The sequence below is a fragment of the Streptococcus sp. A11 genome, from assembly GCF_043674225.1.
In the GTDB taxonomy this organism is placed as follows: Bacteria; Bacillota; Bacilli; order Lactobacillales; family Streptococcaceae; genus Streptococcus; species Streptococcus suis_V.
Genome location: NZ_JBIMJS010000003.1, coordinates 20,178 through 41,844 on the forward strand (window position 1 = coordinate 20,178; position 21,667 = coordinate 41,844).

The 21,667-nt window shown below is 43.3% G+C and carries 27 protein-coding genes and 1 pseudogene; 19 read left to right on the forward strand and 9 right to left on the reverse strand.

All coding sequences use genetic code 11. The annotated features are described in order from the left end of the window. Positions 1-72: 72 nt before the first annotated feature. Positions 73-1,941 carry a heavy metal translocating P-type ATPase gene (locus ACHBIF_RS02480; RefSeq protein ID WP_394718441.1) on the reverse strand — a complete coding sequence of 623 codons (1,869 nt, stop codon included), beginning with the start codon at positions 1,939-1,941 and terminating at the stop codon, positions 73-75. A 150-nt stretch (positions 1,942-2,091) separates the two neighbouring features. Then, complete coding sequence (locus ACHBIF_RS02485; RefSeq protein ID WP_158455813.1) at positions 2,092-2,553, reverse strand: Fur family transcriptional regulator; 462 nt, start codon at positions 2,551-2,553, stop codon at positions 2,092-2,094. A gap of 225 nt (positions 2,554-2,778) precedes the next feature. Here ACHBIF_RS02485 and truA point away from each other — a divergent pair, with 225 nt between their 5' ends. The 11 genes from truA to ACHBIF_RS02540 all read left to right on the forward strand — a co-directional run bounded on the left by truA (position 2,779) and on the right by ACHBIF_RS02540 (position 11,549). Then, complete coding sequence (gene truA, locus ACHBIF_RS02490) at positions 2,779-3,528, forward strand: tRNA pseudouridine(38-40) synthase TruA (protein WP_105123586.1); 750 nt, start codon at positions 2,779-2,781, stop codon at positions 3,526-3,528. Continuing rightward, positions 3,518-4,279, forward strand: coding sequence for a bifunctional hydroxymethylpyrimidine kinase/phosphomethylpyrimidine kinase (locus ACHBIF_RS02495; RefSeq protein ID WP_394718444.1), 762 nt, complete (start codon positions 3,518-3,520; stop codon positions 4,277-4,279). The genes truA and ACHBIF_RS02495 overlap by 11 nt, the downstream gene beginning before the upstream one ends. Beyond that, positions 4,269-4,754 (forward strand): ECF transporter S component, encoded by a 486-nt coding sequence (locus tag ACHBIF_RS02500; protein ID WP_394718446.1) that lies wholly within the window; start codon positions 4,269-4,271, stop codon positions 4,752-4,754. The genes ACHBIF_RS02495 and ACHBIF_RS02500 overlap by 11 nt, the downstream gene beginning before the upstream one ends. Then, a complete protein-coding gene (locus tag ACHBIF_RS02505; protein ID WP_024406459.1) occupies positions 4,735-5,298 on the forward strand; it encodes a TIGR01440 family protein in 564 nt (187 codons plus the stop codon). The genes ACHBIF_RS02500 and ACHBIF_RS02505 overlap by 20 nt, the downstream gene beginning before the upstream one ends. A 108-nt stretch (positions 5,299-5,406) precedes the next feature. Next, positions 5,407-5,835, forward strand: a complete 429-nt coding sequence (locus tag ACHBIF_RS02510) for an Rrf2 family transcriptional regulator (protein WP_172066956.1) — start codon at positions 5,407-5,409, stop codon at positions 5,833-5,835. Positions 5,836-5,911: 76 nt separating this feature from the next. Further along, positions 5,912-6,913 carry an NADP-dependent oxidoreductase gene (locus tag ACHBIF_RS02515; RefSeq protein WP_105111371.1) on the forward strand — a complete coding sequence of 334 codons (1,002 nt, stop codon included), beginning with the start codon at positions 5,912-5,914 and terminating at the stop codon, positions 6,911-6,913. Between the two features lie 11 nt (positions 6,914-6,924). Further along, the gene (locus ACHBIF_RS02520; RefSeq protein ID WP_394718449.1) at positions 6,925-7,761 is read left to right on the forward strand and encodes an alpha/beta fold hydrolase; all 837 of its coding nucleotides are present in this window, start codon (positions 6,925-6,927) and stop codon (positions 7,759-7,761) included. A 134-nt stretch (positions 7,762-7,895) separates the two neighbouring features. Then, positions 7,896-8,495 carry a DUF1349 domain-containing protein gene (locus tag ACHBIF_RS02525; RefSeq protein ID WP_394718451.1) on the forward strand — a complete coding sequence of 200 codons (600 nt, stop codon included), beginning with the start codon at positions 7,896-7,898 and terminating at the stop codon, positions 8,493-8,495. A 115-nt stretch (positions 8,496-8,610) separates the two neighbouring features. After that, positions 8,611-9,894: a trigger factor gene (tig, locus tag ACHBIF_RS02530; RefSeq protein WP_394718453.1), complete on the forward strand. Its 1,284-nt coding sequence runs from the start codon at positions 8,611-8,613 to the stop codon at positions 9,892-9,894. A gap of 164 nt (positions 9,895-10,058) precedes the next feature. Then, positions 10,059-11,189, forward strand: a complete 1,131-nt coding sequence (locus ACHBIF_RS02535; RefSeq protein ID WP_105111367.1) for an ABC transporter ATP-binding protein — start codon at positions 10,059-10,061, stop codon at positions 11,187-11,189. A 141-nt stretch (positions 11,190-11,330) separates the two neighbouring features. Continuing rightward, positions 11,331-11,549, forward strand: a complete 219-nt coding sequence (locus ACHBIF_RS02540) for a hypothetical protein (protein WP_172003929.1) — start codon at positions 11,331-11,333, stop codon at positions 11,547-11,549. Here ACHBIF_RS02540 and ACHBIF_RS02545 read toward each other — a convergent pair. Both ACHBIF_RS02545 and ACHBIF_RS02550 read right to left on the reverse strand, forming a co-directional pair. Beyond that, positions 11,546-12,514, reverse strand: coding sequence for an aromatic acid exporter family protein (locus ACHBIF_RS02545; RefSeq protein WP_394718456.1), 969 nt, complete (start codon positions 12,512-12,514; stop codon positions 11,546-11,548). The genes ACHBIF_RS02540 and ACHBIF_RS02545 overlap by 4 nt on opposite strands. Positions 12,515-12,589: 75 nt before the next feature. Continuing rightward, positions 12,590-12,979, reverse strand: coding sequence for a DUF1761 domain-containing protein (locus ACHBIF_RS02550; protein WP_105111365.1), 390 nt, complete (start codon positions 12,977-12,979; stop codon positions 12,590-12,592). A 146-nt stretch (positions 12,980-13,125) separates the two neighbouring features. Here ACHBIF_RS02550 and rlmB point away from each other — a divergent pair, with 146 nt between their 5' ends. The 6 genes from rlmB to rpsI all read left to right on the forward strand — a co-directional run bounded on the left by rlmB (position 13,126) and on the right by rpsI (position 17,226). Continuing rightward, entirely contained in the window at positions 13,126-13,854 is a 729-nt protein-coding gene (gene rlmB / locus ACHBIF_RS02555; RefSeq protein ID WP_394718459.1) for a 23S rRNA (guanosine(2251)-2'-O)-methyltransferase RlmB, read from the forward strand. Next, on the forward strand, positions 13,854-14,375 hold the full coding sequence (locus tag ACHBIF_RS02560; protein WP_394718461.1) for an NYN domain-containing protein: 522 nt from the start codon (positions 13,854-13,856) through the stop codon (positions 14,373-14,375). The genes rlmB and ACHBIF_RS02560 overlap by 1 nt, the downstream gene beginning before the upstream one ends. After that, a complete protein-coding gene (locus ACHBIF_RS02565; protein ID WP_394718463.1) occupies positions 14,372-15,235 on the forward strand; it encodes a DegV family protein in 864 nt (287 codons plus the stop codon). The genes ACHBIF_RS02560 and ACHBIF_RS02565 overlap by 4 nt, the downstream gene beginning before the upstream one ends. Positions 15,236-15,289: 54 nt before the next feature. Then, positions 15,290-16,183 (forward strand): haloacid dehalogenase-like hydrolase, encoded by an 894-nt coding sequence (locus ACHBIF_RS02570; protein ID WP_394718465.1) that lies wholly within the window; start codon positions 15,290-15,292, stop codon positions 16,181-16,183. 184 nt (positions 16,184-16,367) lie between these two features. Beyond that, positions 16,368-16,814 carry a 50S ribosomal protein L13 gene (gene rplM, locus ACHBIF_RS02575; protein ID WP_002876943.1) on the forward strand — a complete coding sequence of 149 codons (447 nt, stop codon included), beginning with the start codon at positions 16,368-16,370 and terminating at the stop codon, positions 16,812-16,814. Between the two features lie 19 nt (positions 16,815-16,833). After that, positions 16,834-17,226, forward strand: a complete 393-nt coding sequence (gene rpsI, locus ACHBIF_RS02580; protein ID WP_002942223.1) for a 30S ribosomal protein S9 — start codon at positions 16,834-16,836, stop codon at positions 17,224-17,226. 106 nt (positions 17,227-17,332) lie between these two features. On the opposite strand, the gene xerC is transcribed toward rpsI, so the two are convergent. Then, a complete protein-coding gene (gene xerC / locus ACHBIF_RS02585) occupies positions 17,333-18,550 on the reverse strand; it encodes a tyrosine recombinase XerC (RefSeq protein WP_394718471.1) in 1,218 nt (405 codons plus the stop codon). Between the two features lie 65 nt (positions 18,551-18,615). Continuing rightward, entirely contained in the window at positions 18,616-18,879 is a 264-nt protein-coding gene (locus ACHBIF_RS02590) for a helix-turn-helix domain-containing protein (RefSeq protein ID WP_172096281.1), read from the reverse strand. Between the two features lie 569 nt (positions 18,880-19,448). Between ACHBIF_RS02590 and ACHBIF_RS02595 the strand changes: the two genes are divergently transcribed. Then, a complete protein-coding gene (locus ACHBIF_RS02595; RefSeq protein ID WP_394718474.1) occupies positions 19,449-19,898 on the forward strand; it encodes a hypothetical protein in 450 nt (149 codons plus the stop codon). Between the two features lie 340 nt (positions 19,899-20,238). Here ACHBIF_RS02595 and ACHBIF_RS02600 read toward each other — a convergent pair whose 3' ends face one another. The 3 genes and pseudogenes from ACHBIF_RS02600 to ACHBIF_RS02610 form a co-directional block, all read right to left on the reverse strand. Next, positions 20,239-20,646 (reverse strand): type II toxin-antitoxin system death-on-curing family toxin, encoded by a 408-nt coding sequence (locus ACHBIF_RS02600; RefSeq protein WP_394718476.1) that lies wholly within the window; start codon positions 20,644-20,646, stop codon positions 20,239-20,241. Continuing rightward, positions 20,643-20,864, reverse strand: a complete 222-nt coding sequence (locus tag ACHBIF_RS02605; RefSeq protein WP_024377377.1) for an AbrB/MazE/SpoVT family DNA-binding domain-containing protein — start codon at positions 20,862-20,864, stop codon at positions 20,643-20,645. The genes ACHBIF_RS02600 and ACHBIF_RS02605 overlap by 4 nt, the downstream gene beginning before the upstream one ends. A 150-nt stretch (positions 20,865-21,014) precedes the next feature. Next, a pseudogene (locus ACHBIF_RS02610) lies at positions 21,015-21,170 on the reverse strand (site-specific integrase); the annotation flags it as partial. 280 nt (positions 21,171-21,450) lie between these two features. Between ACHBIF_RS02610 and ACHBIF_RS02615 the strand changes: the two are divergent. Next, complete coding sequence (locus tag ACHBIF_RS02615) at positions 21,451-21,657, forward strand: histidine phosphatase family protein (RefSeq protein ID WP_394718478.1); 207 nt, start codon at positions 21,451-21,453, stop codon at positions 21,655-21,657. Positions 21,658-21,667 lie beyond the last annotated feature (10 nt).

Below are 21,667 nucleotides of genomic sequence, written 5' to 3' on the forward strand. Positions count from 1 at the left end.
TCTATTCATTTCAATAATAAAAGTATTTTTCCATATCAATAAAGAAACCGCCAACTATATGGCGGTTTGAAGCTATTTAAAATACAAGAGTCTCAACCCGTTCAAAATCACCAAAATCGTTGATCCTTCGTGGCCCACCACACCGAGTGGCAGGTTGATAGACTGGAAGAGGTTGGAGATGATAAGAAGGGCAATGACAGATAGAGCAAAGATGATGTTCTGCTTGATGATGCCCCGCATTTTCTTAGAGAGACGAATAGAGTAAGGAATTCTCGTCAGGTCTTCCATGAGTACGATGTCAGCTGACTCCATAGCGATGTCCGTTCCGCTTCCCATAGCATAGCTGACATTGGCTTGAGCCAGGGCGGGAGCGTCGTTGATGCCGTCTCCGACCATGCCGACAGACGCAAACTCGGTTTGTAATTCTTGGATAACAGCAGCCTTATCCGTCGGCAGACAGTTGGCAATCACACGGTCAATACCGACCTGACTCGCCACGTAACGAGCCGTCTTTTCTTGGTCGCCCGTCAAGAGAATTGGCGTCACTCCCATTTCTTTCAACTGGGCCATTAGCTGCTTGCTCTCAGGTTTCAAACTATCTTCCACCATGAAGATCGCTGCCAGCACATCATTTTGGCTAACATAGACCAGGGTTTTCCCAGTACTTTCCGCCTCATCAATTTGTGCCAGCAGGTCAGTAGACAGAGGACTCACCAGGCTGTCTACCACAAATCCCGCCTTACCGATTTTCCAGCTGTCGCCCTCATAGCTTGCCACCAAGCCTTTTCCGGTCACATCTTCTAGGCTTTGGAGGGCAATAGCAGAGCTGTCAGCCGTATAGGTCATCAGAGCCTGAGCGATGGGATGGCTAGATTGTTTTTCAACTGCCTGAACAACTTCCTTGATCAGTTTTTCATCGCCAAGATAGGTTACACCTACAACTTCAGGTTTACCAATGGTTAGGGTACCCGTCTTGTCAAAGACGATGGCTTCTAAGTTGGCGATCTTATCCGCAATGTCACCGCCCTTGATAATCATGCCCTTGCCTGCCGCACGGCTGATGGCAGAAAGGGTAGCCGGTGAAGAAGAAGCTACAAGTGCACATGGAGAAGCAATGGTCAAGAGAATCATGCCACGATAGAAGGCGGTCAACCAGTCCCAGCCCAGTGCAAAATGAGCAAGGAGGATGAAGAGAGGCACCACAAGCAAGACAACTTTCACATAGGTATCTTCCATGTTTTCAATGAAAGTCGCTGTTTTTGATTTGGATTCTTGGGCATTTTCGACCATCTGGACGATTTTATCGAAGAGGGCATCGCCTTTTTCAGCTGTTACTTGAACAGTCACAGTTGGACCTTGGTTAATAGTGCCGCCGATAACAGCCGCACCAGCTACTTTTTCCGCAGGGAGCGGCTCGCCTGTAATCATGGATTCGTCAAAGATAGATTGTGGGCTGATGAGGGTCGCATCCAGTGGGACCGTGTCGCCCTTGCGAACTTGCAGGAGGTCGCCGATGCGGATGGCTGCAGTGTCTAAGACAGTGATGTCACCATTTTCCTCGATTTTGCGAGCCGTTGGAGGGGTCATGTTCATCAAAGCTGCGATAGCGTTCTTGCTTTTTTCCATAGCCAATTCTTCCAGAGTAGAAGAAAGGGAGAAGATAAAGATGAGTAGGGCTCCCTCCATCCAGTAGCCGATCAGGCCAGAGCCGATAGCAGCCAAGATCATGAGCAGGTCAACAGACAGGTGCTTGTCGAAAATCAGCTCAGTCAGACCTTCCTTGGCTGACTGGTAGCCCCCGATAACAAAGGCTGAAATGAAGAGGATGGGTGCCCATCCCTGTCCAGTCTGAAACAGAAGGATACCCATTAGAATGAGCACCAAGCAGAGAGCGGTTGTGATGATGTGGCTGTATTGTTTGAGGTTGGTTACGAGTGTCATAGTTTATCATTTCCTTATTTAGAATTATTATCATTTAGTTAAATTAATTATAACAGTTCTAAAAAGAATGTCAAGTCTTTTTAGAATAATTCTAAATAAGAATGTTCTGACAATTCAAAGGAAAAATAAAAAAAGCGACAAAGTCGCTTTCTAGCTATTCAGTTGACATTCGGGACAGACACCGTAAATGGACAGGACTTCTTTGGTAATCTTATAGCCAGTTTGTTCATGGGCTTCGCGCTTGAGACTTGGAATTTCCACGTCCATGAAATCGGTGATTTTTCCGCATTTTTCACAAATAACATTGAGGTGTTCATGCCCCATAAAGTCATAGTAGGTCGTCGTGTCATTTGCTCGTTTAAGTTCGGTGATAAAGCCTTCTTCCAAGAGAACCTTGAGGTTATTGTAAACCGTTGCCAAACTCATATTAGGGTAGTTGGGCAGGAGGTCCTTGTAAATCATTTCGGCACTTGGGTGGTCGTCGCTTTCGATTAGATAGGCAACGACAGCTTTTCTTGTTTCGGTAATCCGAATGCCTTTTTCTTTCAAATGCTGGATCACATGGTCAAAGCTTGTTTGATTCTCCGAGTTTAAGTGAGAATGTAGTTCCATTCCTGCCTCCTTTCTTAGTCGGTAGTGGGATACCACCATTCCATCTGTGCTGTACTCTTGCTAGATGGGGGAAGCGGTATGTATTAGAATAGTTCTAATTAGTTTCTTTCACATTATAGCCCTTTTTAGAAAAACTGTCAATCGTCGGTGGTTGAAAAACTGTGCTAGGACAGTTTGCGCTTTCTAGGCTTGTATTTGCAAGTTTGCTTGTGCTACAATCAGACCATGACACGATATAAAGCAATTATTTCCTACGACGGACATGATTTTTCTGGTTTTCAGCGCCAGCCTCATGCTCGTACAGTTCAGGAAGAAATCGAAAAAACATTAGTAAGATTGAATAGTGGTCAGCCAGTAACTGTTCATGGTGCAGGTCGGACAGATGCAGGTGTACACGCCTACGGTCAGGTCATTCATTTTGACTTGGCTGGCAGTAGAGATGCTGAGAAGCTCCGCTTTGCCCTGGATACCCAAACACCTGAAGATATTGATGTGGTCCAGGTGGAGCAGGTTGCGGATGATTTTCATTGCCGCTATGCCAAGCACAGCAAGACCTATGAGTTTTTGGTGGACATTGGCCGACCCAAGAATCCCATGATGCGCCACTATGCGACCTTCTATCCCTATGATTTGGACTTGGGCTTGATAGAAGAAGCTATCCAGGATCTGGTGGGGACCCATGACTTTACAGGCTTTACGGCATCAGGGACTTCAGTCGAGGACAAGGTGCGGACCATCACGGCGGCGACAATGGAGTATGACCAGCGGCGCCAGTTCTTGATTTTTACCTTTTCAGGTAACGGCTTTTTGTACAAGCAGATGAGAAATATGGTGGGGACTCTGCTGAAAATTGGCAATGGTCGCATGCCTGTGGGGCAAATCAAGCGGATTTTGGCAGAAAAAAATCGAGATTTGGCGGGACCAACTGCGGCGGGAAATGGACTCTATCTAAAGGAGATTATCTATGAAGACTAAGTATATTTTAGCACTTTCAGGCAATGATATTTTCAGCGGTGGCGGTCTCCATGCAGACTTGACCACCTACACTGTCCATGGCCTGCATGGTTTTGTGGCGGTGACCTGCTTGACAGCTATGACGGAAAAAGGTTTTGAGGTTATTCCGACAGATACAGCGGTGTTTGCCCAGCAGTTGGCTAGTTTGAAGGATGTGCCCTTTTCAGCTATTAAGATCGGCTTGCTTCCGACTGTGGAAATAGCAGAGCAGGCTTTGGAGTTTATCAAGGCCCATCAGGATATTCCAGTGGTTTTTGATCCGGTCTTGGTCTGCAAGGAAACGCATGATACAGAGGTTAGCCAGCTGAGGGATGAACTCTTAAAATTCCTTCCCTATATCAGCATCATTACGCCAAATCTGGCAGAAGCTCAGCTATTGCTCCAAAAAGACATCCAAACGGTGGAAGAGATGGAGCAGGCTGCGGTGGCGCTTTGTAACTTGGGTGCCAAGTCGGTGGTCATCAAGGGGGGCAACCGCTTGGGAAGTTCACAGGCCGTGGATGTTTACTATGACGGGCAGGAAGTGGTCGTTCTGCAGTCGCCCCTGCTTTCAGAGAACAATGTGGGAGCGGGCTGTACCTTTGCGTCCAGCATTGCCAGTCAGCTCTTGCTAGGTCAGGACTCTTTGGAGGCGGTCCGACTGTCCAAGGACTTTGTTCATGCAGCCATCTTAAAATCAGATCAATATGGGGTAATTCAGTATGAGAAATAAAAAGACGCAAGAACTGGTATTGCTGGCTATTTTAACCGCCTTGAGTTTGGTATTAGCCTTTGTTCATGTGCCAACTGCAACTGGTTTTGTGACACTTTTGGATGTTGGGGTGTATTTTACAGCCTTTTACTTGGGTAAGAAAGAAGGAGCCATTGTTGGCGGACTGTCAGGGCTTCTGATTGATTTCTTGTTGGGCTATCCCCAGTGGGCTTTCTTGAGCTTGCTTTTCCACGGAGCTCAGGGCTATTTTGCAGGATGGACAGGCAAGAAACGTTTGATTGGAATTGTTCTTGCCAGCCTTTCCATGATTGATGGTTACTTTGTGGCATCTAGTTTCATGTATAATGTAGCTGACGCTGTTACAAGTCTGATGAGTAATACTCTGCAAAACACAGTTGGTTTGGTGCTAGGTTATATCTTGGCTCAGGCAATAGAAAGAATTGGTGCAGTAAATCATGTCATTAAAGGAAATTAAAGACCAAACTAAGCAAGTTGTCGAAGAGATTTTAGAACTCAGCAATCTTCAAAAGGGTCAGATTTTTGTGCTAGGTTTGTCTTCTAGTGAGGTCATTGGTGGGCATATTGGCAAAAATTCCAGTCTGGAAGTTGGAGAGGCCGTTGTCGAAACGATTCTGGATATTTTGACTCCCAAGGGCATTTACCTAGCTGTCCAAGGCTGTGAACATCTCAATCGTGCCTTGGTAGTGGAGCGGGAATTGGCTATCCAGAAAGATTTGGAAATGGTCAATGTATTGCCCACCCTTCATGCAGGAGGCTCTGGACAGTTGGCAGCCTTCAAGTATATGAAGGATCCGGTCGAAGTGGAATTTATCACGGCTCAGGCTGGTGTGGACATCGGCGATACGGCTATCGGTATGCACATCAAGCACGTCCAAGTGCCAATTAGACCGAGCTTGCGTGAGATCGGCCAGGCCCATGTTACAGCTCTTGCCAGCCGTCCTAAACTGATCGGCGGTGCCCGTGCAGCTTATCTGGAAGATCAAATACGGAAAAATTAATCACAGCCAGAAGGTTGTGATTTTTTTGAATACAAAATCCTTGCCAAGTAGATTTCTTTTTGCTAAACTTGTTCTTGTGGTTGATACAAGTTCAAAGGGAGGATTTCCATGGATACCAAATTTTCAGTAGCTTTGCATATCTTGACCATGATTAGCGAGAGTAGTGATGTCATGACGTCGCAGGCCTTGGCAACCAGTGTCGGTACCAATGCCAGTTATATCCGCAAGGTCATCGCTCTCTTGAAGAATGCAGGCATCATACAGTCCCATCAGGGCAAGGCTGGCTATGAGTTGAGCAAGGATCCGTCGGACATCAGCCTCCTGGACATCTACTATGCCACCCAGGAAGTCACGCATATCCAGCTCTTTCAGCAGCACCAACACGCCAATCAATCCTGCCCAGTTGGTCGGCACATTGCAGGAGCTGTTCAGCCAATCTTTGCGACCATTGAGCAGGATTTACAGGATAGATTATCCCAAGAGAGCTTGGCCCAGGTCATTGCCAACTTGTATCAAGAGGCAAAAAAATCCAACTGACTTTCACAAGTCAGTTTCTATTTCGCGCAACTTAGACTTGTATCAGATACAAGTCTGTAAATAAAAGGAGTAAACCATGAAAGCAGCACAACACACATCTTATAACAAAGACAATATCGCACTCAACCTAACAGACATTGCTAAACCGAACATCAAACCAGACCAGGTCCTTATCAAAGTGACCGCAGCAGGTGTCAATCCTTTGGACAACATGATTTCTCGTGGAGATGTCAAGATGATTGTCCCTTACAAATTGCCACAAACAGCGGGCAATGAGGTCGTTGGCTTGGTGGAAGAAGTCGGCTCAAGCGTGACCAATTTTGCAGTTGGTGACCGTGTCTTTGGTCGTCTTCCTCTCGACAATATCGGTGCCTTTGCCGAGTATGTAGCGGTGGAGGCTGCTGCACTTGCTAAAGTTCCTGCCTATCTGACGGATGTGGAAGCGGCTGCCGTTCCCCTGACTGCCCTGACCATTATGCAGGCATTGGACCTCATGGGTGCAGAGGCTGGCAAGACCATTTTCATCTCAGGTGGTACAGGCGGTGTCGGTGGTATGGCCATTCCCATTGCCAAAGCCAAGGGTTTGACGGTCATTACCAACGGTGATGGGGCAAATGCAGAGCGGGTATTGGCGTTGGGTGCCGACCAGTTTATCGACTACAAGACAGAAGATTACACTAAAACCCTCTCCCAAATCGACTATGTACTGGACACACTTGGTGGTGCAGAAACCGAAAAACAAATGTCGATTATGAAAAAAGGCGGTCAGTTGGTTTCCCTCCGTGCTATGCCAAATGGCGAATTTGCCAAACGCATGAACCTACCAAAATGGAAACAATTCCTCTTTGGTTTGGTTGGTCGCAAATTTGACAAGATGGCGGAAAGCTACGGTGTGCACTACCATTTCATCTTCGTAGAAAGCAATGGTCAACAGTTGCAAGAGGTAGCAGACATTTTCAGCAAGTTAGAAATCAAACCGTCTATCGATACCGTTTATCCATTTGAAGAAGTCAATGCAGCCTTGGACAAGGTAGCCAACGGTCGCTCACGTGGAAAAACTGTCCTCAGTTTTAAATAGTAGGAATACTTATGTCTTATATCACAACTAAAAATCAATACATTACTGTCGCTGGCAATCAGATTGCCTACCGTGAACTAGGCAAGGGCAAGTCTAAACTGCCCTTGGTCATGTTAGTCCACTTGGCCGCAACCTTGGATAACTGGGATCCAAAATTGCTGGATTTACTGGCTGAAAAAGAGCATGTCATTGTTGTTGATTTGCCTGGCGTCGGAGCCAGTCAAGGAAAGGTAGCTCCTACGATTCCAGGAATGGCAGAGCAGGCTCATGCTATTATCAAGGCCTTGGGGCATACGAAAATTAACCTGCTCGGTCTTTCTATGGGTGGTTTTATCGCCCAAGAAATCGTTCGTCTTGATAGCCAAATGGTTAACCGCTTGATTCTAGCTGGAACAGGTCCTCGTGGCGGTGTTGAAGTGGATAAGGTGACAGGAAAAACCTTCCGCTATATGCTGAAGGCTGGTCTAGAGCGTGTGGATCCAAAACGCTACATCTTCTACAACCACGATAAAGCAGGACTCCTAGAAGCTGAAAAAGTTTTGGGTCGTATGGGAGAAAGAAAAGCTGAGTATGCAGACAAGGACATGAATGTCCCAGGATTTTTAACACAGCTGAAGGCAATCAAACGCTGGGGTAGAGATCCTCAAGACGATATGACCTTTATCACGCAACCAACGCTGATCGTCAACGGTGACAAGGATATGCAAGTTCCGACTGAGAACTCTTATATCATGCATGAGAAAATCAAAAACAGTCAACTCATCATCTATCCCAATGCAGGTCACGGGTCTATCTTCCAAAATGCAGATGACTTTTCAACAGCCTTGATAGACTTTTTGGAGGAATAGTCCCTATTACTCTTGCATATACAAGGCCTGCAAAGTCCCCAAAATCACCTTAGCCTGCTCTTGAAAGAGTTGATTGAGTTACTTGTCTTCCTTATCTTTTGTCTGTATAATAATCTAAAACGAAAGGAAATCAAATGAACACAAAAGATTTTTACTGGGTACGAGAACCGGAAAACTACCAGATTTCAGACAAGGAAATCAGAATCACAACCCAAGCCCATACGGACTTGTGGCAGAAGACCTACTACCATTTTGTCAATGACAATGCTCCTCTGCTCTTGATGGACACGGAGGAAGAGTATTTTTCCTTTACGGTTAAGACGGATTTTTCCAATAGCCATACTCGTTTTGACCAGTGTGGTGTAGTGGTCTATCAGGATTCGGAAAACTGGATTAAGGGCTCGATTGAGTATGAAAATGAAGATTTTCAGCATTTGGGCAGCGTTGTAACCAATCAGGGCTTTTCAGACTGGGCGACCCAGGAAATTCCTGCTTCTGTCAAGTCAATCTACTACCGTTTGAGCCGACGGGGCAGTGATTTTTGCATTGAAAACTCCAAAGACGGTATCCATTTTGAGCAGATGCGAATCTGCCACTTACATGAAGGTAATGGTAAAATCCATTTTGGTATCTATGCGTGCTCGCCAGAAGATTCTTCTTTTGAAGCGGTCTTTTCCGAACTGAGCTTGACTGACTGCAAGTGGCAGGCTCATGATGGACAACAACCAGATTAGAAGATTAGCTTCCAGCTCTGCCAATTCCCCAAAACTCAATCATAAAATCGTTGAAATCCTTGTCAATTGTGTTATAATGAAGAGTATGCAATAAAATTTTAAGGAGAATGACAGAATGTCTGTATCATTTGAAGCAAAAGAAACAAACCGCGGTGTATTGACTTTCACAATCGGTCAAGATGCGATTAAACCAGAATTGGACCGCGTTTTCAACAAAGTTAAGAAAGATATCAATCTTCCAGGTTTCCGTAAAGGTCACTTGCCACGTGCCGTTTTCAACCAAAAATTTGGTGAAGAAGCACTTTACCAAGATGTAGTAAATGCTCTCTTGCCAGCAGCTTATGAAGCAGCTGTTGCTGAAGCAGGTCTTGAAGTTGTTGCACAACCAAAAATCGACGTTGTATCTATGGAAAAAGGCCAAGACTGGACAATCACTGCTGAAGTTGTGACAAAACCTGAAGTAAAATTGGGTGACTACAAAAACTTGGCAGTTTCAGTAGAAGCAACTAAAGAAGTATCTGACGAAGAAGTAGATGCAAAAATCGAACGCGAACGCAACAACTTGGCTGAATTGGTTATCAAAGAAGGCCCAGCAGCTGAAGGCGACACAGTTGTGATCGACTTTGTAGGTTCAATCGATGGCGTTGAATTTGACGGCGGTAAAGGCGAGAACTTCTCACTTGGACTTGGTTCAGGTCAATTCATCCCAGGTTTCGAAGCACAATTGGTAGGCCACGCAGCTGGTGAAGAAGTAAACGTTGAAGTGACTTTCCCAGAAGACTATCAAGCAGCTGACCTTGCTGGTAAACCAGCCCTCTTCGTGACAAAAATCCACGAAGTAAAAGCAAAAGAAGTTCCAGCTTTGGATGACGAATTGGCAAAAGACATCGACGAAGAAGTAGAAACACTTGATGAGTTGAAAGCTAAGTACCGTAAAGAATTGGAAGCAGCAAAAGAAGTTGCCTTTGACGATGCAGTTGAATCAGCAGCTCTTGAATTGGCTGTAGAAAACGCTGAAATTGTTGAATTGCCAGAAGAAATGATTCACGAAGAAGTTCACCGTGCAATCAATGAATTCTTGGGTGGTATGCAACAACAAGGTATCTCACCAGATATGTACTTCCAAATCACTGGTACAACTCGTGATGACCTTCATAAACAATACGAAGCTGACGCTGAAAAACGTACTAAGACAAACTTGGTTGTTGAAGCAGTAGCTAAAGCAGAAGGATTCGAAGCAACTGACGCTGAAATCGAGAAAGAAATCGAAGACTTGGCAGCAACTTACAATATGGAAGTGGCACAAGTTCGTAGCTTGCTTTCACCAGAAATGCTCAAACACGACATCGCTGTGAAGAAAGCTGTAGAAGTAATTACAAGTACAGCAACTGTAAAATAGGATTGACATGAACAAAGGTTGGGCAATTTTCCCAGCCTTTTTTCAATGCGAAGGATTTTTGGTAGAGTTGCACAAAAACGTTTTGCTATTTTTGTATACCTTGACCTAGTTTCTACAAACGCTTTCATTTACAATATAACTATCAAAGAAAGAGAGGATTGAACATGGTTCAATTAAATTTAAAAAACATTTACAAAAAATACCCAAACAGCGAGCATTATTCTGTTGAAGACTTCAACTTGGACATCAAGGACAAGGAATTTATCGTATTCGTAGGTCCTTCAGGATGTGGTAAGTCTACAACCCTACGTATGATTGCTGGTTTGGAAGACATCACAGAAGGGGAAGCTTACATTGACGGCGTGTTGATGAACGATGTGGCACCTAAAGATCGTGATATTGCCATGGTATTCCAGAACTATGCTCTTTATCCACACATGACTGTATTTGACAACATGGCCTTTGGTTTGAAATTGCGTAAGTACAGCAAGGACGAAATCAAAAAACGTGTGGAAGAAGCGGCACAAATCCTTGGATTGACAGAATTCTTGGAACGCAAACCAGCTGACCTTTCAGGAGGACAACGCCAACGTGTTGCCATGGGGCGTGCCATCGTTCGTGATGCAAAAGTATTCTTGATGGATGAACCTTTGTCAAACTTGGATGCCAAACTGCGTGTTTCCATGCGTACAGAGATTGCCAAAATCCACCGCCGTATCGGTGCGACAACTATCTACGTAACCCACGACCAAACAGAAGCTATGACCTTGGCTGACCGTATCGTTATCATGTCTGCAACTAAAAACCCAGCAGGTACAGGTACAATCGGTCGTATCGAGCAAATTGGTAGCCCAGAAGAGCTCTACAACCGCCCAGTTAACAAGTTTGTTGCTAGCTTCATCGGTAGCCCTGCTATGAACTTCTTCACAGTTACGCTTCAAGATGGCGTTCTTGTTGGAGATGGTTTCAAAGTGGATCTTCCAGAAGGACGTCGCAAACACTTGGAAGAAAAAGGCTACAATGGCAAATCATTTACCCTCGGTATCCGTCCAGAAGACATCAAGGCTTCTCAGTTGGAATTAGACACATACCCTTCTTCTATCGTGGAAGCAGAAGTGGTGGTATCTGAGCTTCTCGGTGCAGAAACTATGCTTTACTCTAAAGTCGGTAGCACAGAGTTTGTATCTCGCGTTGATGCGCGTGATTACCACAACCCAGGCGAAACTGTTCGCTTGACCTTCAACCTTAACAAGGCTCACTTCTTCGATGATGAAACAAGCAAGGCGATTGTCTAACCTTTCTAAAATCGTTCATAAAACACCTGACCGCTAGATGAAAATCTGGCGGTTTTTTTGGGGGTTAAGAACGCATAAATACTTGTTTTTTTATTAAATTTTATATAATAAATATAGCAAACACTTACAGGAGGTCCCCTTATGAAGAAGCTACTGAGAAAAATTCGTATAACGGCTCTTTATATTTTGCTTTACAATCTCATTTTAATCCTCTCCATTTGGCTAGGAAAGGTATCTTCCAAGGAAGAATTTATGATTGCAGTCGCAGGGAATGCGGTCATGATGGGCCTATCTTTCGTGCATTTGCACAACCAAGTGTCGGATGAATTTCATGGGAAAATAGAAGAACCGTCAGTTTAAACCGACGGTTCTTGGTCTTTATAAACTTCGTAAAAATCAACCTTGAGTTGGATAAAGTGTTCCATGTCGTGGAGAAGTTGGAAGAGGGTGGCCCTGGTTTCAAATTCTTCCCGTGTCTGAGGAAGAGGCCTATCGCGGAACATGGCGTGAAAGAGCTCGATGTCGAGCAGGAGGTCCTGGGCAGAATTTTCCCGACTCAGTTGCTGGGCGGTTCGTTCAAAGAGGCTGGCCAAAATAATATTTTCCCGGCTATCCAGGAAGCATTTATTGATGGTCTTGGCCATGGTGCGTAGGATTTTGCTTTGGGCAGCCCGCATTTCAAAATAATGGACCTGGTAGTTGGTCTGCTGGAAGAGCTGGTTGTGGCGGTCTAGGTAGACGACTTTCAGGGCCTCATTCAAGGTCTGATCCAGCTGCGTAATCAATTCTGCCTCGTTTCGCCCGTCTCCCTGGAGCAGGAAGGCCTCAAAACGCAGGAGAATCTGCTTGAGCAAGTCCTCAACCTGAACATGATAGGCTTGAATCTGCTGGTCCTGCGAGGGCATGTAGACATTGGAAATCAGGGCATTCCCTGCTCCAATCAGAAAAAGCGCCAGCTCATTTCCCAAAAAAGCGGGAGAAAGATTGGTCTCCAGCATAAGGTGGGTGACGAGGACGGTCGCAGGCGCAATGCCTGCCTCCCAGCGGAAGCGATAGGCCAAGGGAACGTAGATGGCCAGGTAGATGCTGAGGGTCCAAATCTCAAAGCCCAGCAGGGAGAAGGTCGCGGTCGCGACAGTCAGGGCTAGTAGGGTGGAGTAAAAGCGGTTGCGGGCCATTTTGAAGCTGGACTTGCGGGTGTCCAAGATGCTGAGGATGGCGATAATCCCAGCCGACGTCGCATAGGACAAGCCCAGCGCTGTCGCTAGGTAAACGGCTAGGACGGTGGCAAATATCAGTTTGATAGTGCGGAGGGAGATTGACATGATAGCTCCTTTGGTCTTGTTCTCTTTCTATTGTACCACAAAACAAAACCCTCCTAAAGCTAGGAGGGGGAATGGTTATGCAAATAGAGCTAGGACACCAACTACCAAGTAGCAGACCAATTTGTAGCTTTCATTGATAAGGATGAGCTGGATAGAGCGTTGCTCAAATAAATAATTTTTAAGCGATGAAATGATAGCGAATACGCCCATGCCACCTGCTGCATGAAGTGGTGATACGCCAAGTGTTTGGATGTAAATCATTAACAAGACCGCAAAGATGACCTCGATAATGACAGACAGCATCATTTCTTTTTGTCCATTTTTACCAGCCTGACGATCAGCCTCAATCTTTTTCATATCAATGCCAGAGGCTTTAATCCAAGCGTCGCGGAAAATCAAACCATACCACAAACCACCAATAGCAAAGGCTACAAGCCCTGCAACAATACCTAAAATAATCGACATAGGTTCTCCTTAATAGTTCCGCTTGTACGGACAATTTTTGAGATAAGGATACCACAGGGAGATGGGAAAGTCAAGATTAGAAAATAAATCGATAGTCAAAAGTGACTTTGACCTTTTTTGTGGGCAATCTATGCTATAATGGCAATATGGAAACAAATGACATCGTATATGGCGTGCACGCCGTTGTGGAGAGTTTGGAGGCCAACACTGGCAACAAGCTCTACATCCAGGACGACATGCGCGGTAAAAATGTAGAAAAAATTAAAAATCTGGCAGCAGAAAAGAAGGTGTCCATTTCTTGGATGCCCAAAAAGACCCTGTCTGACATGACAGAAGGTGCGGTCCACCAAGGCTTTGTCCTGCGGGTGTCTGAGTTTGCCTATGCGGAACTTTCGACTATTTTGGACATAGCAGAGCAGCAAGACAATCCCCTCATTCTCATCTTGGATGGTCTGACAGACCCCCACAACTTTGGCTCGATTTTACGGACCGCAGACGCTACTCAGGTATCTGGAATTATCATTCCCAAGCATCGTGCCGTTGGCGTGACGCCGGTTGTGGCCAAGACGTCGACAGGTGCGGTGGCCCATGTCCCAATCGCCCGAGTGACCAATCTTAGTCAAACCCTTGATAAGCTCAAGGAGGCTGGTTTCTGGGTATTTGGTACCGATATGAACGGAACTCCAAGCCACAAGTGGAATACAGCTGGTAAGTTGGCGCTGATTATTGGCAACGAAGGCAAGGGGATTTCGCCCAATATCAAAAAACAGGTGGACGAGATGATTACCATTCCCATGAAAGGGCATGTCCAGTCACTCAATGCCAGCGTGGCAGCCGCTGTTCTCATGTATGAAGTGTTTCGGAAGAAAATCTGATGAAGGAAAAAGTGCTCATTGTCGATGGCTACAATATGATTGCCTTCTGGCAGTCCACCAAGCAGGATTTTAAGAAGGGAAATCTGGATGCAGCTAGGACGTATTTACTGAGGACCTTGTCCCATTACGCAGCCTTTGAACATTTAGAAATTATCTGTGTCTTTGACGCCCAACATGTGCCCGGCCTTCGACAGACCTATGATGAATACAGGCTGACGGTGATTTTCACTGAGGAAGAGGAAACAGCTGACAGCTATATTGAGCGTTTGAGTGCAGAGCTTAATAGCGACCGGTGCAGGCAGGTTTCGGCGGCAACCAGCGACCTCAATGAACAGTGGGTGGTTTTCTCGCAAGGTGCCCTGCGTGTTTCTGCGCGTGAGTTGGAGGAGAGAACCAGGGTTATCAAGAAGGACTTGGACAAGTTTGTGGATCAGGTAGGGCTTTACACCCCGCGCCTCAATCCTTGGTCAGATGGGAATTTTCAAGCCTTAAAAGAAATGATGGAGGAAATGAAAGAATGACATTTATAATTGTAACCGATTCGACATCGGATTTGCCAGTTAGCTGGCTTCAAGAAAATGATGTAACCGTGCTTGGTTTGACCATAAACCTTGACGGAGTAACCTATGAAACTGTTGGGGCAAACCGTTTGACCTCCGCAGCTCTGTTGGAGAAAATGGCAACAGGCGGTCTACCGACAACCAGTCAGGTCAATGTTGGTCAGTTTGAAGAAGTATTTGAGGCGGCAGCCAAGGAAGGCAAAGAGGCACTCTACCTAGCCTTTTCATCAGTACTTTCAGGGACCTACCAGAGCAGTATTATTGCACGCGATATGGTTTTGGATGCCTATCCTGATGCTGTCATTGAAATTGTCGATACCAAGGCTGCTTCTATTGGCGAGGGCTACTTGGTTATGCAAGCGGCTCAAGCGCGAGCTGCGGGCAAGTCCTTAGCTGAAACCAAGGCGCTCATCGAGGACTTGATTCCTCGCTTACGGACCTATCTCTTGGTCGATGACCTCAATCACTTGGTGCGTGGTGGCCGCCTGTCTAAGGCAGCAGCTCTCATTGGTGGGCTGGTCAACATCAAACCTCTCCTGGCCCTTAATGCCGAAGGTAAGCTAGAGGCAGTCGCTAAGTTGCGTGGTCGTAAAAAAGGTGTCCGTGAGATGTTGGACCGTACCCTGACTGATTTGGATCATTCAACGGTCATGGTCGCTTACACAGGTGATTTGGCAGCAGCTCAGGACATTCAGTCTACCCTTTTGGAAAATGACCAGGTAACCGATGTTATCTTGACCGAGTTGGGACCTATTATTGCTACCCATACAGGTACAGGTTCCCTAGCCATTCTGTCTATTTCTACCGAGAAGAGAGCCTAGTATCAGCTCTCTTTTTACCAGTTATGGAATAAAACGCTTACAAGGAGAATGCATATGAAACGTTTACTATCTGCCTATGCCAGCGAGATTGCTCAGATGACTCCTGCCCAGCTCAAGCAGGCTATTTTGGCCAGCGAAGGCCGGACTGTTCTGGGGGAAACGGTCGTTACGGCTGCCCCGCTGGTTGCGGGTGTTTCCAATGCCGAGATGATGGCAGCTTTTAGCTGTGATTTGCTGGTGCTCAATGAATTGGATATTTTTTCTCCCCAGATTGTCGGTTTTTATGATTGCGACAATCCCATTGCAGAGCTGAAACGATTGACAGGTCGGCCCATTGGGATTAACTTAGAGCCAGTTGATGAGGAGCAGGATTTACTTGAAGAACGCATTTCCCTCTCCGCAGGTCGTCTGGTCAGTCCAGACAGTCTTATAAGGGCAGAGGAGCTGGGCGTAGACTTCATCATGCTAACTGGAAATCCAGCTACGGGGGTATCCTTGTCGGCTATCCGCTCTGCCATTTCCCTAGCAAAAGAGCACTTCAAGGGGCTAGTTTTTGCTGGGAAAATGCACGGTGCTGGTCTGGGAGAGTCGGTTGTGGATAGACAAGCTCTGCTGGATTTTGTGGACTTGGGGGCTGACGGTGTCCTCATTCCTGCGGTCGGAACAGTACCGGGTGTGCGAGAGGAGCTGGTCGCGCCTATTGTCGAGAAAATCAAGGCCAAGGGTGGCTTGGTTATAGCGACCATTGGGACCAGTCAAGAGAGTGCGGATCCGCAGACCGTGCGAGAATTTGGGCTTAGTAACAAGCGAGTCGGTGCGGACATTCATCATATCGGAGACGGCGGTTTTGGCCGTATGCCGGACCCTGAAAACATCCTTGCCCTATCGCTGGCTGTCCGTGGCAAGCGCCATACTTACTTTAAGATGGGACAATCTGTGAGACGATAAAACGCGGTTTAAAAAGTGAAAAAAGTAAAGTAAAATATCTTGACGCCGACTGCTAGATTTGATACAATGGTAGACGGTATTGTTTACCCCATTTGAAAGGCCCCGGAACCTTCCAAATACCTTCGATGGGACGGAACACCCATCGCCCTGTAAACAAATATTACGAATTCGTATAGGAGAAATCATGAACAAAACAACTTTCATGGCTAAACCAGGCCAAGTTGAACGCAAATGGTACGTAGTAGACGCTACTGATGTACCTCTTGGACGTCTTTCTGCAGTAGTTGCTAGCGTACTTCGCGGAAAAAACAAACCAACTTTCACACCCCACACTGATACTGGTGACTTCGTTATCGTTATCAATGCTGAAAAAGTGAAATTGACTGGTAAAAAAGCGACTGACAAGATTTACTACACTCACTCAAACCACCCAGGCGGATTGAAATCAATCTCAGCTGGTGAATTGCGTTCTAAAAACGCTGTTCGTTTGATTGAAAAATCAGTTAAAGGTATGCTTCCACACAACACTTTGGGTCGTGCACAAGGCATGAAGTTGAAAGTGTTTGTAGGCGCTGAGCACACTCACGCTGCACAACAACCAGAAGTACTTGATATTTCAGGTCTTATCTAAGGGAAAGGACGTAATCTAAATGGCACAAGCACAATACACAGGTACTGGTCGTCGTAAAAACGCGGTTGCACGCGTACGTTTGGTCCCAGGTACTGGTAAAATCACAGTTAACAAAAAAGATGTAGAAGAGTACATCCCACACGCTGACCTTCGTTTGGTTATCAACCAACCATTCGCAGTAACTTCAACACAAGGTTCATACGACGTTTTCGTTAACGTGAACGGTGGTGGTTACGGTGGTCAATCAGGTGCGATCCGTCACGGTATCGCGCGTGCGTTGCTTCAAGTTGACCCAGATTTCCGCGATTCATTGAAACGCGCTGGCCTACTTACACGTGACGCTCGTATGGTTGAACGTAAGAAACCAGGTCTTAAGAAAGCTCGTAAAGCTAGCCAGTTCTCAAAACGTTAATTATCAGCGATATATCAACGTTTCAAAGCACTCAAGAGTTTACCTCAGGGGTGCTTTTTTCGTGTTTTTTTGAAAAGTTCACCTCAAAATTTACCTTATTTTTACCTCATTGTTTCAGAGAGCTTAAGGCAAATTCTCCGACTGCCATTGGAATGACAGTAGAAGTATTGACATAAATTTGAGTTGTAGTGGTATCGCTGTGGGTTAGAGCCTCTGAAATAGCTTCTAAGCTCATACCTGCTTGTTTAGCAAGTGTTGCACCAGTATGCCGTAATTTATGAGGTGTAGCGTGTGTCAAATATGGGTGACGATTTTTAACTGTTCTCATCTTATTGTTAAGATAATCTGCATGCAGAGGTTTATTTATGTTTCCTTTGGTATCTATATATGTGAAGACGAACTGTTCAGGATTCGTAATGATTCCAAACTTTGCAAGTTCGTACCTTTGTTGTTTTTTCCAACTACGGAGAAGTTGAAGTAAGTCAGCTGAAATAGCAAAGATTGTTTTCTTGTTCCCTTTGGTTGATTTCGTATCACCATATCTGTCTAGTGCCTGGAGTAGCAGAATTTGAGATTTTTCGAAGTCAATGTGTTTCCATTGAAGAGCGTAGCTCTCGGATTTTCGGTCTCCCAAAAAGAAGGTAAGATAAAACAGAACATAGTCTTTAAGCGAAATTTTTCCGATAGCCAAGTCATCTTGGAAAGCCGAGAACCACTCTTGTAGTTGTTCCTGTGTAAGGTAGAGGTCTTCATCTCTCTTTGCTTCCGCTAATTGGATTTTCTTGGTTGCTTTGATACGACGCAATGTTTTGGCAATTTTATTTGATTCTATATATTCTAATTCCTCTGCCCAATCAAATATGGAAATTACATAACTTCTCAAGGTCTTGAAATTAGCGTATTCATTAGCTTTAGCAGTCATCAAGTTTAGAATAACTTGCTTGTTCTGATTGAGAAATTGAATAGTGTAATTACCTAACATAGGTAAAATATGTTTTCTGAAACAAGTTTTTGTATTGGCTATAGTTGACCTGCTTGGGGGCTTTGTAGTTGAAGTGGTCTGTCCTGCTTTATAATACTCCCACCAGACATTTTCGTAAAAATCTTTGAATAGAATGTCTCCGTTACCAAGCCCTGTAAACTCGTTGTTCTCAATCTGATTGATTTTTGTTAAAAGGTCTATCTCTGCTTGTCGTGCCTCCTTTTTTGTCTTAAAACGCTTATCAAAGTAATTATTGTTCACGATTCCGAGAGGCATTCGTGCTTCAGTTGGAATATATACCTTTAAGCGATATGTTCCATTTTTTGTCTTAGTGATAGTCATGATATTCTCCTTTATGTCGAACCAGAAAATATCATGACCATTATAAAACAAAAATGTTGATATTTCTAGTTTTGCGAAAGTAGCCATGCGTCGATGGCTTGTTTGTTGAAACGAACTGTTTTTCCGATCTTAATAGATGGAAGCCCTTTGCGAATCCATTCGTCCAACGTGTTATTTGAAATCCCGAGATACTCGCATGCTTGTTTTTTGTTTAAATACGAACTGCCAATATTTCGATGATGAATTTGTTTTTCAATTTCTGATGTAATTAAACTTGAAATTAATATCTGAATTTGTTTGATTTGTTCATCAGGTAAGATAACTTGCATGTTTACCCTCTTCCTATTGGTTAAATTTGACATTAGTCATTATTCCACATTGCTGACTAAAAATGGATGATTTTTAGAAATGTATAGATTAATCGTCTGTTTTGTCTTCAATTTAGGAAGACAATTTTTTAAAGAAATGTTGTAGTATCAAGGATTTTGAGGTTTTGGAAAGTTGTATAATCATATTAAAAACCGTTAAATAATTATTATAAATTCAACAATCGATTCAAAATTAATTCATATAAATCAATTTTATAATGATGTTTTCGACGCAATTTATTGTTCAATGAATATATTTCATTTCTGAATTCTTTTGAAAAAGTTGGGATCTGTACAATATGTAATTCATTCGTGTTGTAATTCTTATGACAACCCAATCTATTGTTTCTCGCGAAATCAAGTGCATCAAACATCAATCGTAAAATGATTAATACATTCCATGTCACCATCTCTGCTAAATAAAAAGCTTCGGGATTTATATTTAATTCTTTAAGCTATCTATTTCTTATAAAATAGAAGGTAAGTCGAAAGTAAAAGCTTCATTCAATGGTGCGGAGAAGGAAATCGAGGTGCCTAGAATCAGGATATATGAAAATTCAGGAACAATAAAGTCTACCTATATGCTTACACCGTATGTTAAAGAAAATAATTTAAGTATAGATACTATAGATGGTGGTTATTTTTCGTTTAATGCAGTACATATACATTTAAACGAAAATACTAACTTTTTTAAACTAAATAATTTACATCATGAGAATTACATATTTCCTAAATCATTTATTTCAAATAACCCAAATGAAAACCAATCTCATTTTATCTTTTGTCTATTCGAGGGAGTAGATGGTTCATATAAACTATTATTACTTGTCTATTTAAAAAATATAGTCGAGAATTATTATCTTGAAGTAATTGATAGAGTAGATGCTCTAAATAAAAATTCAAAAGATTTGCAACAGTATTATGACCAGTTTAAAAAATGTGAACAATATCTTTCTGAAAATAAAATAATTATCTCTTAAGCTCAATGTAAATAGACTTCTTTAGTGAATATTATAAAAATGATACTCAGAGAAAGTAAACGAACATATGGCTGCATCACTAACGGAACTTATTAGTGATGGTCTCCTAGAAATCCTAGAATTACCTGAACTCTGATTTAGTTTGGCTGAGTCTAAGTAAAAATGACTGCAATCAATGTTGATAAATGATTGCAGTCAGAATACTATTAGTAATAAGAATACAGTAGAATACAGTAGAATACAGTAGAATACAGTAGAATACAGTAGAATACAGTAGAATACAGTAGAATACAGTAGAATATAGAAAAGTGGCTATCAACTTCGGTCGATAACCACTTTTCTATTTTTTGTATACTCGATTTTCTTCTTTCAAGAACTGGATAATGTTATCTTTTAATTCCTCGAAGTCACCTTGAAACGTAGCAATATCAATCGTTTTTTCCAGTCCATCGTTGAAGGAAAGATTGGATTGATAACCATTCATTGCTAGAAACATATGTAAAGCAAGTACGGCAGTTCGCTTGTTGGCGTTCTTGAATGGGTGTTTCTTAATTAGGTTTATCCAGATAATGGCAGCTTTACTATAAATGTCGGGATAAAGTACTTTTCCAAAAATCTCTTGTTTTGGCTGCTCAACAATCATCTGCAGGCTGTTTGGATCAGCTATCCCAACGGGCTCCTTTGGGGAATATTTTCCAATAACCATAACATTGATTTTGATAATGTCTTCAGCGGATAGGTATTTCATTTATCTACCAGCTCTTTCAATAATTCATCGTATTGGCTCATAGCTTTTTCTAACTCTTTGTCAAAGTCAAATGTTGGCTCAGCTTTACGGATGATGACATTATTTCCTGAAGTGACGAATTCGATTTCTTCACCAATTTCTGCACCAAGCGCTTCTTTAATGGCGTTTGGAATAGTAATAACAGTACTGTTACCTGTTTTGCGTAATAAAACATTCATCGGATATACCTCCTGTATTTGTAAATACATTATACATGATATATACAAAAATTAAAAGTGAATACTTCTATTTGACACATTTTCTAGAATCAAGATAAGGTAAACTTTTGTATTTTCTGGTTCGATTTTGCTTATTTTGCTTGAAAATTTATGCAGTGTTGCATGTCTCAACTTATGTCGATTCTCCACAGACCTCATTTTATTGTTAAGATAATCAATATGTACGGGTTTATTTACATCACCTTTTGTGTCTATATGAGTAAAAAGATATTGTTCAGGGGTTTGCATAATGTTGAATTGTGCTAACATTTTTATTCTGTTAGTAATGAAATATTGTAAATTATTTATCATCATCAAATCCTCCAATAAACAAAAAAGTAATATCTATTACTTGAAACAAAAAAGGCAAAATTGTGTCAAGAAAATGATTTCATCGGGAAATACTCTTTATATCAATTGTTACCAAAATTTAGGGAATGAAGTGCTGTGTCACGGCCTTGTCATTTACCTAGCTTTTGGTACAATAGAATGAAAAGAGAAAGGAGCAAGTTATGAAAAATATCTTTCCATTGACATTGGAGGCATTATGGAAGAAGCGGATAATCAATCCGTTTTAGTAGTTAGCCATGGAGCTGCCATTGCCCAATTTTTCAGACAGGTATTGACAGATTTTCCGCGAGTACGGATGCGGAATTGTGCCATACTGACTTTTACTTATGAAGACGGTCACTACGATTTGCAAAGCATTGTGGATCCCGTTAACAAAGAAACTCTTTATCAAAAAGAAGGATAGGAAAAGGAGA